A 16550-nucleotide genomic window follows, 5' to 3' on the forward strand; every position below is an offset into this window, starting at 1 on the left:
TTGTCATCGCAATGTTTTTTACCCTTCAAGCATTTAACCCATCGGTGATAGGTATGAAGATTCCTGAAGATTTGAAATACACAAAGACCCACGAATGGGCGAAGGTTGAAGGAAATAAGGCGAGGATAGGTATAACCGATGTGGCCCAGGAGCAACTTCACGATATTGTGTATGTGGAACTTCCCGAAGTGGGTGACGAATTTTCAAAGGAGGATACCATTGGCGTCATAGAGTCTGTGAAGGCGGCCAGCGATATATATGCCCCCCTCTCTGGAAAGGTTGTGGCGGTAAACAATGCCGTTGTGGATAGCCCAGAACTGCTTAATCAGGATCCATACGAGAACTGGCTAATTGAAATAGAGATAAAGAATCCTGATGAGATTAAAGAACTTCTAAGTGCGGAAGAGTACAAGAAAGTGGTAGAGGAAGAGAGTTGAAAAACAGAGATTTTTATTACTGGGAGGCGAAACGGCGCGGCTACAGGAGCCGCGCATCTTTCAAACTTTTGCAGATTAACGATAGGTTTTACATAATTCGTCCTGGTTATAGGGTTCTGGATCTTGGTGCCTCTCCCGGGGGCTGGAGCCAGGTGGCTTTAAAGCTCGTTGGAGAGGAGGGTATGGTCATAGGGGTTGATGTGAAACCCATAAAGGTGTCTGGTGTGAAATTCGTGCGTGGCAACGTTTATGATGAGGATATTGTGCAGAGAATAATGAGATACACGGATTACGTGGATGTTGTGATTTCCGATATGGCTCCGAACATTTCCGGTGTGGCTTCATGGGATCATGCGAGATCGGTGGACCTGGCAGAGCGTGCATTGTTCATTGCGGAGAAAATGCTTCGAGAGCGAGGGCACCTTCTGGTGAAGGTATTTCAGGGAGACATGCTTGAGGGATTCAGGAGGAAATGCAAAAAGAGATTTGAACTGGTAAAGGTTCATAAGCCAAGGGCTTCAAACAGGGCGAGCCCTGAAGTTTACGTGGTGTGTAAGAGATTCAAATTATCAAGCACACCGTGAAGGCGCTCAAGTTCAATGATGATCATTATTTTTTTCTCGCATCTCTCTTTTAGAAGTTCCTTTATCCTCCTGCTCATATATTTTTCTCTCTCGTTCTCAATTTTCCGGTACTGGGGAATCTTATTCACCTCTTTGTCCCACATCAATACAAACTCCTCAGGAGTTTCAGCCTCAAATTTTTTACGCCAGATCTTCCGCTTCCTGAAATTGAAGTGCATCAGATGGAATATGTCAATTGTGTTCACGTAAAGATCTGAAAATTCTTCGTCCGGCATGTCAATGGGAATCATATCCACTCCGTCTTTTCTGGAGAGAGCAAAGGCCTCAAGGTATGTGGGTACCGGAAGCCCGACCTCTCCGTATCTTTCCAGTTTTAGTCCGTAGATAACCTCATAATCCTCAGGTTCAATATCAAATGGCTCTTTAAGATACCTTTCAAGGCCCTTCATCTCCTCCGGTGAGATGCCTAGGAACATAACCTCAGGCTTGAACTCGGTAAAAAGATTGCGCAGTTTTTCACGTTCGCTAACGAGCCCCTTAATTGTTCCCCAGAAGAGAAGCTCCCTGCTCTCCAGTATGAATTTGTACACTCTCTTCATAGGACACTCCTTTCCCTGACTATGCTCTTTATTTCCTCTTTTCTCTCGCTTTCCATAAGTTCGTCCTTCTGTATAAGAGGTATGCCCTCAATCTCCTCGTATCTAGCCCTATCCACTATGATAAATGCGTTCTTTTCAAGTATTCGTGTCATTATTCTAAGATTCATTGCCTTGTGCCTTATTCTTCTCTCGTTCTTTCCTATACCCGTTAGAAATATATCCTCTTCATCCTTGCTCAGAGCCTCAAAGGGGCATTTTAGGGTCAAGAACACATCGTATCCCAGTTCCATGAGTTTTCTGTAAATCTCATCCACATTGTCCATTTTTGGATATCTCTCCTCCTCAAGGCGTGTGAGGTCCATAATGTTTATCGGTTCAATAAGCGGGACCTTCAGGTACTCTTCAAGTCTCAACGCGCTGTCTATGGTTGCACTCATTCCCTCCTCATAGAGCTGTATGGCCTTTCGGCTAACTCCTGCAACATTTGCAAGCTCCCCTAATGATATGCCCCTAGCCTCCCTTATCTTTTTCAATAGCCAGCCGTTTATATTCACATAGAACCCACCGGGAGAAGCATAAACCATTGGATACTCACCATTCGTTATGAAGTTCTTGAAAGTATTGAAGGAGAGAATGGGTATACCGTGACGAGAGTAAACCACATCGTCCAGTATGTTGCCCATGGCGCTTCTCTTGCCTATCACTATGGGTGCTGCCTTGAGTTCCTTGCCGAGAATCTTCAGTTCTCTGGCAACTTCCGAGCGCAGAGCATCTATGTTTATCAGCGCTTTGAGGATTAAAATTATGTCTTCCCTTCTTGCTATCATGTCAAAACTTATGCTTTTCAGTATGGGCTCTCCAATCTCAAACTCTTCCCGTCGCAGTAGTTGCCGAATATCCCTGAGAAGCTTGTCTTTCTCCATTCTATCTTACGATTACGCTTTTACTATAAATTTTTTTCTCCCACCCTCTCCAGTTCTTGGAATATGTTGTTCATAAGTTCCACAAAGTACCATGCCACCATGAGCTGGGCTATCTGTATTCCGTTAACGTACTCACTTCTATCAATTATGAAGTTCTCAAATCCTGTGTACTCCATTATCCTTCTTTCCAAGGAGTCAATGGCATTGTGTGGGATAAGCCCGTCAAATATTATGCGAGATACCTTCTTCATGTAGTAAAAATCATCGCGATATGAAATCATCATCGGTTTTTGTGAGGTATTTATAAGGGAGGATATGCTTAATGGTATCTGTATTCCGCTTAGAGGGAAATCAAGGCGTTTCATTATGGTTTCCACAAGGTACGAGTTCTCCTCGTTGAATCGGGAGATATCTATTTTTATCACAATATCAGCGTATATCTTCTGGAAATCAATGTAACGTTTGTAGAAAGGCTCTCTTTCTCTTATTTCCTTTATGACATCCCGCTCCTCATATCCACGCTCTTTCACATCTCTCTTGATCTTCCATCTCCATTTGATCTCCCGTGATGGGTCCACATAGATTTTCAGGTCTATGTACCTGCGCAGTTCATCGTAGAGTGTGTGCAGTCCCTCCACAATGACTATCTTCTTTGGCTCGAAAACCTCAGGGGGATCAAATTTTCCCGTGCTATGGTTGTAAACAGGTTTTATGACGGGTTCACCCCTTTGCAGTGTTTTCAAATGCTCCCCCGCAAGTTTCAGGTTGTTTATCTTTGGATCCAGCGGAAGATGCCCTGTGCGCCTTCTCGTCTCCCTGTCTTCCGTGTGATAATCATCAAGAGAAAAGAAGGATACGAGTTCTTTTCCGAGAAGATTTGCAATGCTCTTCGTTAAAGTGCTCTTTCCGCTGCCCGAATCTCCAGCAACGCCGATTATAAGCGAACCTTCGTATTCCTCAAGCCTTTTTCGAAACTCTCCCAGCATTGTGGAATTAATGTAAAACGAGAATAAAAATTTATGGCAGGATCACACTTTGCACAATGCCCAAGCATGTACGCTCCAATTTTCTTATTCTGTACTTGGCGAGCCAGTATTTCTCTCCTCTTTTTGATAATTCAATTCCAAGTGCGTTTAGAATTTCAACATCCTTGGAGGAGGTTATGTATCCCTCGTATGAGCCGGCAGGAATGAAAAATGTTACGGGCAAAAAAATGTCAGATAGGGGAAGAGTACATCCCCTCGCTATCCTTGCTATGCACTCTTTGCTCACGGGAATCTTCATGCTTCCCTCCCTTATGAGCGGATCTTCAAGCAGTTCCCTTATACACACCCTCTTTCTTATTATTTCCCGATTTATCTGCATTATTTCATGCTGCAGTATGTTCTCAATTACCATCCTCTCTCCTGAAGTCTCTCGTTGAGTTGGGAAATCTCCTGTCCGTACATTCCCTTTAGACCCTTGGACACTTCCGCTATGGTTTCCGGTTCATCGTAATGCATAACTGCCTCAACTATGGCTCTTGCCATCTCTTCGGGATTGGGGGATTTGAATATTCCTGAGCCCACAAAAACTCCATCTGCACCAAGGTTCATCATCAGGGCAGCATCTGCAGGGGTGGCAATTCCTCCGGCAGCAAAGTTTACAACCGGTAAGCGCTGAAGTTTCCTTATCTCAATTAACTCCTTGTACAGGCCTTCAATTATGTCATTTAGGGTGTATTTTCCAAAAACGGGCTCATGGGGATCCACTTCTGGAAGCATCCCGTTGAACTCCTTCACCTGTTTCAGCAGTTTCTCATAAGGTTCTGCATACTTTTTTGCTATCTTGTAGATTTCTGCCTCGTTCTTGTATTTTAACTCTTCAATGCCCCTGTTTACCAGGCGCATGTGTCTCACGGCTTCAATGACATTGCCAGTGCCTGCCTCTCCCTTGGTTCTTATCATGGCTGCTCCTTCCCATATTCTCCTTACGGCCTCTCCAAGGTTCCTGGCACCGCAGACAAAGGGTATGGTGAAATCTCTCTTATCTATGTGATAAAATGGATCTGCTGGTGTCAATACCTCGCTTTCGTCAATCATATCAACTCCAAGTGCCTGAAGGGCAAGGGCCTCGTTAATATGCCCTATCCTTACCTTTGCCATCACGGGTATGCTAACAGCATCCATTATCTCCTGAATCTTGTTGGGATCCGCCATTCTTGCAACTCCACCAGCGGCACGGATATCCGCTGGAACACGCTCCAGAGCCATTACGGCCACGGCTCCAGCATCTTCAGCTATGGCAGCCTGCTCTGCATTTGTAACATCCATTATAACTCCACCTTTCTGCATCTTGGCGAATCCCCTCTTTATTAAATCGCTTCCATATCTTATATTCTCCAGATTGAGATTAAATGGCATTTTTCTCACCTCAATTCCGCCATGCCACGCATCTTTATTTAGGTTTCGTTAAAAAATAAAGAAGGAAAAATTACCTTTTCCTTCTGACAAAATAAACAACAAGGACGATAAGGAAGACGAGTAAAATTCCGTTTAATTCTGGTATGGGAACCATGGGCTCAGCTCTTGGCAGATAATCCTTCGCGATGCCTCCGTCAATCACGTAGGGGTCATCCACGAATCCATCTCCGTTTCTATCCGGCGCAGTCCAGTCGCACCAGAAGTTACCCCCTGCCGTAGAGTTCCAGTAGTTTTTGTGATAGGAATCCGATGTGGCATCGTAGGCCTGCACATGCGATGCGCTGTAATTCTCCGTGGCGCCGTTGTTGTAGTAGAAAGAGTTGTCTGTAATGAGTATATTGTTTGCGTAGGGATTCATTATTGCTACGCCATAACCGCCGTTTTCCAGTATGAGATTTTCCTCCATGTATATATCGTATGAGTAATCATACTGGGAATATGTGTCATTTATCAGCACTCCCTCATTGCTGTTGTGTGCGATACCATTTCCTATCAAATAAAGATCCCATGAAGTATCAATATATGCGCCCACGGCGTTGTAGCTCAGAGTGTTGTTGATTACGGTGACGCTGGAGGATATGTAAATGTTCAATCCGTAGTGGCTGTTGTGGAACATGGTGCTGTTTTTGATTGTAGTATCTTGGATATTGTACAGGTGCACACCGTCCCCATCGTTCCATGATACTTCAGTGTTTACAATCCATGCATCAGCCCACGTACTAGCCCCTCTAACCGACACACCGTGGTCATGATTCCCAGTGATTTTGCTGTTGTTAATGATGGAAGTATGTGGGTAGTACAGATAAACGCCGCCCATGGAATTCCCGTAAATTTCGCTCCAGTTAAGCGTCAGCTCTCGGACAAAGTATCCATATATCCCCGAGTATGCATTGGAGGAGATGTTGCATCTGAGTATGCTGTTGTAACTACCCCACACATAAATTCCATCCTTTCCGTTGTGCTTTACTTTTGAGTCCACTATGCTCGTGTGATTTGCGAGATTCTCAAATCTTATTCCGTACCCGCTGTTATTTTCCACTGTGGCATTTTCAATCTCCACATACTCCGAGTAATTCAAAGAAATTCCACTTTCGCTGTTGTGATGCGCATAGCCCCAAACCACGCTGGAGTTGTCCGATTTTTCAAACAGCACACCAATATCGCTGTGGTGGAAAGAGGAATGAAGAAAATTCACCCACGATGATTTATACGCAACTGCGCCAACATGGCTGTCATAAAAGCCCAGATAGTGGAAATTCACAACGGATGAGGATGTTACATTCACCCCCTCGGTGCTGTTTGCCACATGCCCGGCAATCACAAGTACTGTGTGCGACGAAATAATATTCATTCCATGATCGTTATCGTCCAGAAGATTTCCATTGAGATAAATGTGCAAGGAGGAACTTATCTCCACCCCTATCGCATTGCCAGAGATGCGATTTTTATTGATGTAGAACTCCTCAGAGTTACCCACGCCCAATCCCACGGTGCTTCCATTCCGGAAGGTGTTGTATGTCACATTCACCCTGTTTCCTGTCAAAAATGCACCGTACTGCGTGTTTTCTATGAATTCATTGCCATTTACAGAAGTGTCGTTTATCAACTGTGCATCAATGCCGTAGGAATTGCCCAAGAATTCATTATTTTCCAGCGTCAGATTATCCGAATTGCTTGTCCCGATTCCACGGGTGTTGTGCCAGAGAATATTCCCCGAAATTTCATCCAGAGTTGAAGCATGCGCAAAGATACCGTACGCTAAATAGGAGCAGTTGTTCCCAGTAATGCTCACAGAATCGGAATCATCCACATAGATTCCATCCCTTGTGAATGCGCTTCCATCTCCGCGGCAGGTGTTGTTTTTAACCTCCACATAAGGGGATGTTTTCAGGTATATGCCCTCGTAACTCTTGTGCACATAATTCTCGGAGATATGATTGTAAGATGATGAGCTGAGATAAATCCCGTACATGCCGCGAATATCATTTCCTCGCAGATATGCGTTCCGAGACAGATAGAGGTAAATCCCGTAATCTCCACCAGATACAGTGTTATTTGAGATTGTGTTTGTGTATATGCTACTCTCCACGTGAATGCCATGGCTTGAATCCGTAATGGTGTTGTTGTGAATTGTTGAGTATCTCACGCTGTAAACATCAATACCTGAACTGCTGGAATTGTCCACAGTGTTATTCAAAATAATCACATTGCTGGAATAACTCACATATATACCATTCGCCTGCTGGCCGGAGACATCGTTACCCTCTATTTTTGCATTATCCGAATCCTCAACTCTAATGCCATTGTCCACCAGAGTATTGTCCAGAATCTCCACATCCGAAGATTTCACATATATCCCGGAGTTTCCATTTGAGTTAGTGGTTGTGCCTTCCGCCAGAATGTTCTGGGAATTGTAAATGTAAATCCCGGAATACTGATTATCATCGCTCTCCACATCTCTTATGGTTCCGTTGGCGGCGTTCCAGATTATTATTCCTCCGCCGGAGCCATAGGCGAATCCCCACACAAATTGAGCATTCTTCACGAGACAGTTCTCAATTCTGAAATAAGCGCTCGTGTTCCCAATGTAAATCCCCGCCGGTTTGCCTGATGCGTCAATCTCCCATCCAGAAATAACATAGGGATCGTTCTCAGTTCCGGAACCATATCTAACCCCGTGGACGGAATCAAAATCACTGTCTCCATCTATCCTTATTATCCCTCTCTGTGTATAGGCAAGTGGGTCTTCAATCATGCCCTCCTCTGCACTGCCATAGGGAAACAAAAAAGCCATTCCCGAAAGCAGCAACAAAATTGCAATCCCAAATGTATATACATTCATCAAAGCCCTCCTCCAAACCCTCCATCGGATCTATATCATTTAAACTTTTCTCATCTTCTCTGCTCAGAAACAATTATATAGAAGGCCCAGTTAGGACGTTTGTGAGAGTGTCAGAAAAGGAGGAAAATCTGGAACAAAACGGGAAATATAAAGGATCTGTTGAGAATTCCAAGAATGAGAATCTTGAAAGACTCCTAAGAGAGAGGGACGAGTTTCGTGATAAGTATCTTCGCAAACTGGCGGAGATGGATAACTATCGAAAGATGATGGAGCGGGAAATGGCCATGAAACTGGAAAACTGTCGGGCTGAAATTATTAAAGAATTTCTTGAGCCCTATGAGAGCCTTCAGAGGGCCATACAGATGCTACCTGAGAGGTACAGAGGGGGTGTTGAACTCATAATGAGACAGATGGAAAAGACCCTTAAAAATCTGGGTGTAGAAGAGATTTATGCCAAGGGGGAAAAATTTGACCCTATGCTTCACGATGCAATAGGTGTGGTGGATGGCGAGGATGATGATATTGTTGTTGAGGTATATCAGAAGGGATATAGAATGAACGATAAGATTCTGCGCCATGCCAAGGTTTTAGTTTCAAAAAAGAAGGAGGTAGAGAAAGATGAGTGAGAAGATTTTGGGAATAGATCTGGGAACGAGCAATTCCGCTGCGGCCGTTTACATCAACGGCTCGGTGAAGATGATACCCAGCGCCGAGGGTAACACCCTTTACGGTAAGGCGTTTCCATCGTATGTTGCCTTCACCAAGGATGGACAGCTCTTGGTAGGAGAACCGGCAAGAAGACAGGCGCTCACCAATCCGGAGGGCACTGTTTACGCGTTCAAGCGCAAGATGGGCACAGATTACAAATACAAAATATACGGCAAAGAATACACTCCTCAGCAGCTCAGCGCGTTCCTTCTGCAGAAGATAAAGAGGGACGCTGAGGCGTTTCTCGGCGAGGAGATCAAGAAGGCAGTTATCACCGTTCCCGCTTATTTCAACGACAACCAGAGGCAGGCAACCAAGGACGCGGGCGAGATTGCAGGCCTTGAGGTGGTGCGCATAATAAACGAGCCCACCGCCGCAGCTCTTGCTTATGGAATAGACAAGGAGGACGAGGAACTGAAGATCATGGTTTTTGATTTCGGCGGTGGCACTCTGGATGTGACGATAATGGAGTACGGAGGTGGAGTGTTTGAGGTTTTGAGCACCGCTGGAGATACAAATTTGGGTGGCACTGACATGGATAACGCAATAATCAACTGGCTTGTGGAGGAGTTCAAGAAGCAGGAGGGTGTAGATCTAAGTGACGATAAAAACGCATATATCCGTCTGAAGGAGGCGGCTGAGAAGGCAAAGATTGAACTCTCAAGTGTTTTGCAGACGGATATCAACTTGCCGTACATAACAGTGGTGAACGGTGAGCCGAAGCATCTCAATGTTACCCTGACAAGGGCAAAACTGGAGGAGCTTGTACGTCCCCTTGTGGAGAAATGTGGCAGAAGCATTGAAGCCGCGTTGAAGAATGCCGGTATATCAAAGGAAGAGGTTGATAAGATAATTCTCGTTGGCGGTCCAACTAGGATGCCCATCGTGCAGAAGTACGTGGAGGATTATATGGGCAAAAAAATTGAAAGGGGAATAGACCCAATGGAGTGCGTTGCCACCGGGGCTGCGATACAGGGCGGTGTTCTCTCTGGCGAGGTGAAGGACATAGTGCTTCTGGACGTCACACCATTAACTCTCGGCGTGGAGGTTCTTGGGGGCTTGGTTGAGCCCATTATTCCTGCAAACACCACAATCCCTGTGAGAAAGTCAAAGATTTTCACCACCGCCGCGGACAATCAGACCATGGTAACCATTCACATTGTTCAGGGCGAGCGCCCGATGGCGAAGGACAACGTCTCCCTCGGAATGTTCAACCTCACGGGCATTCCTCCCGCGCCGAGAGGCATTCCACAGATTGAGGTCACGTTTGACATAGATGCAAATGGAATACTTCACGTAAGTGCAAAGGATCTGGGCACTGGAAAGCAGACGGGAATAACAATCAGTGCCTCATCAAAACTGTCCGATGAGGAAATTGAAAAAATGAAGAGAGAAGCGGAAAGATTTGCGGAGGAAGATAGAAAGAGAAGGGAGGAGATACAGAACAGGAATAATCTTGAACAGCTGATCTATGCAACCAAGCGCTCGCTGGAGGAGTACGGAGAGAAGATTCCCGAGGATGTTAAGAGGGACATTGAAGATGAGGTCAGGAAGGCAGAGGAGTCCCTGAGTAAGGGTACACCTGAAGAAATAAAGGAAGAACTTGAAACACTTTCAAAGAAGATTGAGAAAATAGGGCAGGCAATATACCAGCAGGGAGATCAAGGTAAGGGTGAATCCGCTGAGAAGTGACATCAATGGGCAAGGATTACTATGAGATACTTGGCGTTTCAAGAAACGCCAGCAAGGAAGAGATAAAGAGGGCATACAGAAAACTGGCAAAGAGGTATCATCCTGATCTCAATCCAGAGAACAGGGAGGAGGCGGAGGAGAAATTCAAGGAGATCAGCGAGGCCTACGAGGTTTTAATGGATGATGAGAAACGAGCCATATACGATAGGTATGGTGAGGATGGATTGAAGGGAAGAGTATTTGGACAGGGCGGATTTTCTTGGAACGATTTTACCCATTTTTCTGATCTCAATGACATATTTCAGGGATTTGACGAGTTTCTACGCAATATTTTTGGATTTTCCTACGGCAGTGAGAGGCACAGGGGCAGGGATATATCGGCCAGGGTTAGCATATCCCTTAACGAGGTTGTAACTGGAACGGAGAGGGAGGTAAGGGTTAAGACCCATTTAACCTGTCCTGTGTGTCATGGTACGGGGGCCTCTCCAGGTTCGCGACCAAGAACATGTCCGGCCTGCGGAGGCACTGGTCAGAGGAGAAAGGTCCATCAAATGGGACCTGTTCAGTTCGTCTCGGTATCCACCTGTGATGTTTGCCATGGCAAGGGTGTGATCATAGACAAGCCCTGCTCAGAGTGCAGGGGAACCGGATTTGTTCTGGGCGAGAAAACATACAGGGTGAGCATACCCCCCGGAATGGAGGATGGGGGAGTTATTAAACTTTCCGGAAAGGGAGAGCCATCTCCAGATGGGGGGCCACCGGGGGATCTCTATGTGCATGTGTCCGTTGATATGCCAGACTGGGTATGGCGAGAGGGTCTCGATCTGCATACACGCATAAAGATTCCCTATCCAGTGGCGGTTTTGGGAGGCGAGGTTGAGATAAGGACCCTTGAGGGCTTGGAGAAATTGAAGATTCCACCGGGAACGGAGAGCGGAAGCACCTTTGTGCTCAAGGGAAAAGGTTTACCTCCAAAGGGCGGAGGAAAAAGGAAAAACATGGTTGTGCACATTGAAATAGAGGTTCCAAAAAAGCTTAGCAAGAGGGGTAGAGAATTGGTAATGGAGTTGGGGAAGGAATTGAATGCAGAGACCAAGAATAGATGGTTCTCAAGGTGACCAATGATGACTTCTTGGTTCTAAAGAACTCCAATGAGCATGACAATCAAGAGTGTTATGATAAAATAGGGTAGCGAGTACTTGTGAAATTGAAGCATCCACCTTCTATCCTTCACGAATCTCAGGGCTATCAGGTTTGCCAGGGATGCTATAATGGTGCCGTTACCTCCAATGTTTACTCCGTATATCAATTCCTTGAAATCCGTGGTGAAATTTCCAAGGAGAATCGCGGAGGGTACGTTGCTCATAAACTGGGAGAATAGAGCTCCATAGAGAAACGCATTTACACCGCTCATCTTTTGGGCACTCAGAAAATTGTTGATAATGGATATATGGCCCAGCGCGTTGAAATCTATGAAGAAGAGAAGGAATATGATTAGCAATGCCCAATCCACATGCATATAGGATTTTTTTCCGTAAATCAGATAAACCAAGAATACCAAGGGAATGAGATACATCTCAAGACGCAGATCCATAAAGACCACGAGCAAAATCAAAAGTGAAATTGAAATGATTCCCAGGGACCTGTCTTTTTCCCACAGCTCCTGCACATTCAATTTTTTCATGCATTTTGTGGGAAAGGAGAAAAATGCAAAGATTAGAAGAACCACAAGCATAAGTGTGCTTAGGGGTAACAGATAGTATATGAACTCTAAAAATCCAACACCCCATATCTGCCATAGATACAGGTTTTGGGGGTTTCCTATCGGGGTCAGGGCAGATCCGGCGTTGACTGCAAGTGCCTCAAAAATGATCATCTTTCTTATGTCCTTTGCTATATATTTTTGTAGGGAGAGGGTTAGAGGAACAAGCACGAGAAGTGTCACATCGTTGGTCACAATCATTGATAGGAAGAAGGAGATTATTATGAGAATGACTGCGAGATTCCTCTCCTTTTTGACCTTTCCGATCATTTTTGATGCAACGATGTCAAGGTATCCACTATCCCTCATCGTGGTGGTTATCAGAAACAGGGCTGCCAGAGTGAGCCAGGTATTCCAATTGATAAAGTAGGGGTATTGGGAAATTAGGTTTGGAGCGATGAGCGTGATGATCAGCAAAAGCAGGAGTGATGCGATTAGAGTGTAATCCTTTTTCAAGGATTTAAATTCCATCGCATGGTATATGTTTTTGAAGCAAATAAAATCATCTGTGTTCCCAAAAATTAAAAATCCCCGATATCATGTCCTTTTTATGTGGCAGGAAATAGCCAAATTTGGGCGCAAGCTTGTGGAGCAGGGCCTCGTGAGTTCACATTTCGGCAATATAAGCGTAAGAGTTGGGGATTATATGTACATAACGCGCTCTGGAAGCATGCTTGATGAGATAACCAAGGATGATGTTGTTCGTGTTTCTGTGTACGAGCCCACATCGCTGGATCTCATTGCATCCTCGGAGGTCACGGCCCACAGGATGATATACCAGAACACATCCGCGCTTGCCATAATTCATGACCACTCTCCCTTTGCCGTTGTGGAGTCCCTAATCCACAGGGAAATGGGAAGGGATAGAATTGTGCCAATAGATTCTGAGGGTTCTTATTTCCTGCATGACATACCAATAGTGGATGGTGGCATAGGTACTGAGAGGATGGCAAGGAATCTAGCGGAGGCATTGCAGCAGAGAAAGGCGGCGGTGGTGTACTCCCATGGGGTTTTTGCCCGTGGAAGCATACTTGAGGATGCCTATGTGGTAGCAAGTATGGTGGAGCACTCCTGCAAGATGCTCTACTATTTTGATATGTTGAAGAGCCACAAGTGAAAGTATGTGGGAAGAACTACTGATGATGTTTGCATTTACTTTCTTTGTACTCTTCATTCCCATTTTTTTATTCGTATTTTTTATGCCTGCAATTTTCGTACATCTTCACCCGTGGATTTGTAATAGAAGTATTAAGGATTTTGAGTATCCTGCAGGTCTGCGTTGGTATGTCAATTGGATCTATAGAGTATCCCATTATAGATGCAAGGTTCCTAGAGACTATTTCAACATGGTATGGTTTATCTATTCGCTTTTTGCAACGTTGATTGTAGCCTACTTTCCTTTATTAATAGTCTTGGGCAGAACGTGGATAGTGTGTTTAGTTTTTGCAATTCCCCTGCTTATTGCAGGGTACATTACATTGTATAGATGGGTGGACCACTCTCTCAAGAGGAAATATCTGTTGATAGGAGATAAATAAGGTGCTATTTGAACGAAATTATTATATTCTTTTTCCCTTATCCCGTGGCAGTGATTTCCTATGCCTGAACTTTTGGAAGAGTTGGAAGCAAGATACGAGAAGAGAAAGCGCGAGATGGAACTGCACAGGATGCTCAGAGATAAGCATAACAAAGAGGCCAGGGAATGGGCAGATAAGAGAGACGAGCTTAACAAGCAGGTAAAAGAGATGCTTGCGGAAGCAAAGGAGCATAAGGCCAAAAGGGACGAACTTAACGAGAAGGTTAAGGAACTGAAAGAGAAGCGCAAGGAGTGGAATGAGAAGGCCAAGGAACTTGCAACCAAGTTCAAAGAGGCACGTTCAAAGTACATGCCGAGGAAGGATCTGCCCAATATCGGCAAGTTGAGAAAGAGGTTGAAGGAACTTGAGTTCAAGCAGCAGACAATGGTTCTTACGCCTGAGAAGGAGAGAGAGCTTGTGGAATTGATAGATTCCCTTTACAAGAAAATCACAGAGTACGAGAAAATAATAGAGGATGAAACAAAGAAAAACAAGGAACTCAACGAGTTACGTGTCAAACTTCAAGAGGCTAGGGCAAACGCTGAGAAGTACCATCAGGAGATAGAGAAACTCGTGGCGGAGGCACAGGAGCATCACAACAAGATGGTGGAGCTATTTGAGAAGATTGATGAGTTGCGCAAGCAGGCAGATGAGGCCCATAGATTGTTCCTTGAGAACAAGAAAATCGCCGATGAGGAGCATGAAGAGTTCATACAGGCTGCCAGAGATGTGCGTGACTTTGAGAAGATTCTTGCAGGTTTGAGGCAGAAGAGAATTGCAAGCAAGAAGAAGCAGGAGAAAACCGAGATAAAGAAGAAGGCTGAGGAAATTTACGAGAGATTCAAGCGTGGAGAGCCACTTACCACGGAGGACATACTGATACTGCAGAAAGCTGGGTTGTTATGAAAATATACCCGGTTGCCTCGGACTCTTTGGGAGTTCGCTCATTATCTCTTTTTATTGAATCTCGCATAAATATTTTTATAGATCCATCTGCTGCCCTCGGTCCCTACAGGTATGGATTGCCACCCAAGCCTCCCGAAATTGAAGCGTTGGCAAGATACAAGGAGGAGATAAGGAGGTTGGCGAATGAAACCGATGTGTTTGTGATATCCCATTATCACTATGATCACTACGATCCAGATGAGGAGTTTTACACGGGAAAAATCGTTCTTGCAAAGCACTGGAAAGAGAAGATAAATTACAGCCAGAAAAAGAGGGCATATGTGTTTCACGAGAAATTTGCGGATAAATGTGATCTGCGCTATGTGGATGGAGGGAGATACGAGTTTGAAGGCGTGAACATAAAATTCTCACAGCCATTCCCCCACGGAAACGAGAGAACCCGCCTTGGATTTGTGATAATGACCACGGTGGATGATGGAGATATGTGTGTTCTCCATGCCTCCGATGTCGAAGGCCCCATTGTGGAGGAGGCAGCGGATTATATAATCTCTGAAAATCCGGATATTGCCGTAATCGATGGTCCGGCCACGTATTTCTTGGGATATCGCTTTTCCCATGTGGATCTTGAGAGGAGCATAAAAAATCTTGTTAGGATAGCTGAGAATGTGCCCAGAGTGATTCTTGATCATCATCTTCTCAGGGATCTGAAGTACAGGGAAAGGTTGAATGAAGTTTACGAGTATGATAACGTGCTTACATTTGCGGAGTTCAAAGGCGAGCCAATAAACATGCTGGAGGCACACAGGAAGGATCTGTGAGATTCTCATCAAATGCTCGGCATGAGCTTTTTGTGTGTCAGTACCAATGGCATCCGTCTTAATTTTCACAGCAACGAATATTTGTTAAAAATCACCCTGGGCGAATTGAATAAAAAAGTTAATAAATGAGAGGTAAAATTTCAAACTGCCCTCAGAATTCACGATGACCCACCCTCCCCCTTTTTTATTTGGAAATTTTTAATATGGAGTTTTGAGATATGGGGCACATGGGCATTTCTGAGAATGTTATGAACATACTTAAATCCCTCCCTCCGGGAGTCAGACTTCTTGCCGCCACAAAATCAAGGAGTGTGGATGAGATTCAAGAGGCCATTGATGCAGGTGTGGATCTTATAGGAGAGAACTATGTGCAGGAGGCTGCAAAAAAATTTGAAAAAATAGGAAGGAGGGTTGAATGGCATTTCATAGGACATCTGCAGAAAAACAAGGTTAAAAAAGCCCTGCAAATTTTTGACGTTATAGAAACTGTTGATTCTCTGGATATCGCCAGGGAGATAAATAAGAGAGCAGAGAGTATGGGAAAAATAGCCTTTGTAATGATCGAAATAAATTCAGCCAGAGAGCCACAGAAATTTGGAGTCATGCCCGAAAATGCTCTTGACCTTGCAGATGAGATTTTCTCTTTAGAGAATTTACAGCTCATAGGTGTAATGACCATGGGCCCAACTGTGAGCAAGCCGGAGGATATACGACCCTATTTTAGCCTCACAAGGAAGATATTTGACGAACTCAGGTACATTTACGGAGATGAGCAAATTCGTTACCTTTCCATGGGTATGACAGATACATGGCGCATTGGTGTCCAAGAAGGGGCAAATATAGTCCGCATAGGTACGGGTATATTCGGTCCAAGGGGTGAGCAAGGAAAATTATTATAAATGTAAATGCAATTTCCCGCTGAGTTTTATGATTCAGGACGAGATTAAAAGAATCAGAGAGGCCGAGAGTGACGCACTTCGCAGGATAGAGGAGGCAGAGAAGGACAGTAAGGAACGAATAGAACAGGCAAAGAAGGAGATAAGAAGGAGCATAGAGATAGAGCGTGAGGAGATTTTGAAGGCCATAGAGGAGTGGAAAAGGAACGCGGAAGAAGAGGGCAGGAAAGAGGCAGAGCGTATAATCTCGGAGTACAGGGAGAAGGTGAAGGAGATTGAAGCCATAGAGGAGTCCAAGATAAAAGAAGTGGCCTCAAAGGTTCTTGGAGAGATATTTGGGTGAA

The 16550-nt window shown here is 44.8% G+C and carries 17 protein-coding genes; 10 read left to right on the top strand and 7 right to left on the bottom strand.

The window, feature by feature from the left end; all coding sequences use genetic code 11:
- Positions 1-53 precede the first annotated feature (53 nt).
- Both gcvH and ACIM339_RS06240 read left to right on the top strand, forming a co-directional pair.
- Positions 54-437 carry a glycine cleavage system protein GcvH gene (gene gcvH, locus ACIM339_RS06235; protein WP_048103852.1) on the top strand — a complete coding sequence of 128 codons (384 nt, stop codon included), beginning with the start codon at positions 54-56 and terminating at the stop codon, positions 435-437.
- The gene (locus ACIM339_RS06240; RefSeq protein ID WP_015283768.1) at positions 434-1021 is read left to right on the top strand and encodes an RlmE family RNA methyltransferase; all 588 of its coding nucleotides are present in this window, start codon (positions 434-436) and stop codon (positions 1019-1021) included. The genes gcvH and ACIM339_RS06240 overlap by 4 nt, the downstream gene beginning before the upstream one ends.
- Here ACIM339_RS06240 and ACIM339_RS06245 read toward each other — a convergent pair.
- The 6 genes from ACIM339_RS06245 to ACIM339_RS06270 form a co-directional block, all read right to left on the bottom strand.
- The gene (locus ACIM339_RS06245; protein ID WP_015283769.1) at positions 979-1620 is read right to left on the bottom strand and encodes a hypothetical protein; all 642 of its coding nucleotides are present in this window, start codon (positions 1618-1620) and stop codon (positions 979-981) included. The two genes, ACIM339_RS06240 and ACIM339_RS06245, sit on opposite strands and share 43 nt — an antisense overlap.
- Positions 1617-2543, bottom strand: coding sequence for a transcriptional regulator (locus ACIM339_RS06250; RefSeq protein WP_015283770.1), 927 nt, complete (start codon positions 2541-2543; stop codon positions 1617-1619). The genes ACIM339_RS06245 and ACIM339_RS06250 overlap by 4 nt, the downstream gene beginning before the upstream one ends.
- A gap of 23 nt (positions 2544-2566) precedes the next feature.
- Positions 2567-3529 (bottom strand): phosphoribulokinase, encoded by a 963-nt coding sequence (locus ACIM339_RS06255; RefSeq protein WP_015283771.1) that lies wholly within the window; start codon positions 3527-3529, stop codon positions 2567-2569.
- 31 nt (positions 3530-3560) lie between these two features.
- Positions 3561-3941, bottom strand: a complete 381-nt coding sequence (locus tag ACIM339_RS06260; RefSeq protein WP_015283772.1) for a DUF61 family protein — start codon at positions 3939-3941, stop codon at positions 3561-3563.
- Complete coding sequence (pdxS, locus tag ACIM339_RS06265) at positions 3935-4945, bottom strand: pyridoxal 5'-phosphate synthase lyase subunit PdxS (RefSeq protein WP_015283773.1); 1011 nt, start codon at positions 4943-4945, stop codon at positions 3935-3937. Before pdxS ends, ACIM339_RS06260 begins: the two co-directional genes overlap by 7 nt.
- A gap of 70 nt (positions 4946-5015) precedes the next feature.
- Positions 5016-7847 carry a right-handed parallel beta-helix repeat-containing protein gene (locus tag ACIM339_RS06270; RefSeq protein WP_015283774.1) on the bottom strand — a complete coding sequence of 944 codons (2832 nt, stop codon included), beginning with the start codon at positions 7845-7847 and terminating at the stop codon, positions 5016-5018.
- Positions 7848-7948: 101 nt separating this feature from the next.
- On the opposite strand from ACIM339_RS06270, the gene ACIM339_RS06275 reads away from it, so the two are divergent.
- The 3 genes from ACIM339_RS06275 to dnaJ are packed head-to-tail and all read left to right on the top strand — an operon-like array spanning position 7949 to position 11365.
- Positions 7949-8473 (top strand): nucleotide exchange factor GrpE, encoded by a 525-nt coding sequence (locus ACIM339_RS06275; RefSeq protein ID WP_015283775.1) that lies wholly within the window; start codon positions 7949-7951, stop codon positions 8471-8473.
- Positions 8466-10247 (top strand): molecular chaperone DnaK, encoded by a 1782-nt coding sequence (dnaK, locus tag ACIM339_RS06280; protein WP_015283776.1) that lies wholly within the window; start codon positions 8466-8468, stop codon positions 10245-10247. Before ACIM339_RS06275 ends, dnaK begins: the two co-directional genes overlap by 8 nt.
- Before the next feature lie 5 nt (positions 10248-10252).
- Entirely contained in the window at positions 10253-11365 is a 1113-nt protein-coding gene (dnaJ, locus tag ACIM339_RS06285) for a molecular chaperone DnaJ (RefSeq protein WP_015283777.1), read from the top strand.
- A gap of 20 nt (positions 11366-11385) precedes the next feature.
- Here the strand turns inward: dnaJ and ACIM339_RS06290 are convergent, their stop codons facing one another.
- On the bottom strand, positions 11386-12480 hold the full coding sequence (locus ACIM339_RS06290) for an SLC13 family permease (protein WP_015283778.1): 1095 nt from the start codon (positions 12478-12480) through the stop codon (positions 11386-11388).
- A 79-nt stretch (positions 12481-12559) separates the two neighbouring features.
- On the opposite strand from ACIM339_RS06290, the gene ACIM339_RS06295 reads away from it, so the two are divergent.
- The 5 genes from ACIM339_RS06295 (at position 12560) to ACIM339_RS06320 (ending at position 16549) form a co-directional block, all read left to right on the top strand.
- On the top strand, positions 12560-13126 hold the full coding sequence (locus tag ACIM339_RS06295; RefSeq protein ID WP_015283779.1) for an aldolase: 567 nt from the start codon (positions 12560-12562) through the stop codon (positions 13124-13126).
- A 481-nt stretch (positions 13127-13607) separates the two neighbouring features.
- On the top strand, positions 13608-14492 hold the full coding sequence (locus ACIM339_RS06305) for a coiled-coil protein (protein WP_015283781.1): 885 nt from the start codon (positions 13608-13610) through the stop codon (positions 14490-14492).
- Positions 14489-15310 carry an MBL fold metallo-hydrolase gene (locus ACIM339_RS06310; protein ID WP_015283782.1) on the top strand — a complete coding sequence of 274 codons (822 nt, stop codon included), beginning with the start codon at positions 14489-14491 and terminating at the stop codon, positions 15308-15310. The genes ACIM339_RS06305 and ACIM339_RS06310 overlap by 4 nt, the downstream gene beginning before the upstream one ends.
- A 227-nt stretch (positions 15311-15537) precedes the next feature.
- Positions 15538-16209 carry a YggS family pyridoxal phosphate-dependent enzyme gene (locus ACIM339_RS06315; RefSeq protein WP_048103854.1) on the top strand — a complete coding sequence of 224 codons (672 nt, stop codon included), beginning with the start codon at positions 15538-15540 and terminating at the stop codon, positions 16207-16209.
- A gap of 28 nt (positions 16210-16237) precedes the next feature.
- Positions 16238-16549 (top strand): hypothetical protein, encoded by a 312-nt coding sequence (locus ACIM339_RS06320; protein ID WP_015283784.1) that lies wholly within the window; start codon positions 16238-16240, stop codon positions 16547-16549.
- Position 16550: the final 1 nt, after the last annotated feature.

This window comes from Aciduliprofundum sp. MAR08-339 (assembly GCF_000327505.1).
GTDB lineage: Archaea > Thermoplasmatota > Thermoplasmata > Thermoplasmatales > Aciduliprofundaceae > Aciduliprofundum.

Bases quoted from the DNA above. Each gene is read 5' to 3' on its own strand.
- dnaK (WP_015283776.1), top strand. From the start codon at position 8,466: ATGAGTGAGAAGATTTTGGGAATAGATCTGGGAACGAGCAATTCCGCT.
- ACIM339_RS06245 (WP_015283769.1), bottom strand. From the start codon at position 1,620: ATGAAGAGAGTGTACAAATTCATACTGGAGAGCAGGGAGCTTCTCTTC.
- dnaJ (WP_015283777.1), top strand. From the start codon at position 10,253: ATGGGCAAGGATTACTATGAGATACTTGGCGTTTCAAGAAACGCCAGC.
- ACIM339_RS06310 (WP_015283782.1), top strand. From the start codon at position 14,489: ATGAAAATATACCCGGTTGCCTCGGACTCTTTGGGAGTTCGCTCATTA.
- ACIM339_RS06250 (WP_015283770.1), bottom strand. From the start codon at position 2,543: ATGGAGAAAGACAAGCTTCTCAGGGATATTCGGCAACTACTGCGACGG.
- ACIM339_RS06305 (WP_015283781.1), top strand. From the start codon at position 13,608: ATGCCTGAACTTTTGGAAGAGTTGGAAGCAAGATACGAGAAGAGAAAG.
- ACIM339_RS06295 (WP_015283779.1), top strand. From the start codon at position 12,560: ATGTGGCAGGAAATAGCCAAATTTGGGCGCAAGCTTGTGGAGCAGGGC.
- ACIM339_RS06260 (WP_015283772.1), bottom strand. From the start codon at position 3,941: ATGGTAATTGAGAACATACTGCAGCATGAAATAATGCAGATAAATCGG.
- ACIM339_RS06315 (WP_048103854.1), top strand. From the start codon at position 15,538: ATGGGCATTTCTGAGAATGTTATGAACATACTTAAATCCCTCCCTCCG.
- ACIM339_RS06320 (WP_015283784.1), top strand. From the start codon at position 16,238: ATGATTCAGGACGAGATTAAAAGAATCAGAGAGGCCGAGAGTGACGCA.
- pdxS (WP_015283773.1), bottom strand. From the start codon at position 4,945: ATGCCATTTAATCTCAATCTGGAGAATATAAGATATGGAAGCGATTTA.
- ACIM339_RS06290 (WP_015283778.1), bottom strand. From the start codon at position 12,480: ATGGAATTTAAATCCTTGAAAAAGGATTACACTCTAATCGCATCACTC.
- ACIM339_RS06270 (WP_015283774.1), bottom strand. From the start codon at position 7,847: ATGAATGTATATACATTTGGGATTGCAATTTTGTTGCTGCTTTCGGGA.
- ACIM339_RS06255 (WP_015283771.1), bottom strand. From the start codon at position 3,529: ATGCTGGGAGAGTTTCGAAAAAGGCTTGAGGAATACGAAGGTTCGCTT.
- gcvH (WP_048103852.1), top strand. From the start codon at position 54: ATGAAGATTCCTGAAGATTTGAAATACACAAAGACCCACGAATGGGCG.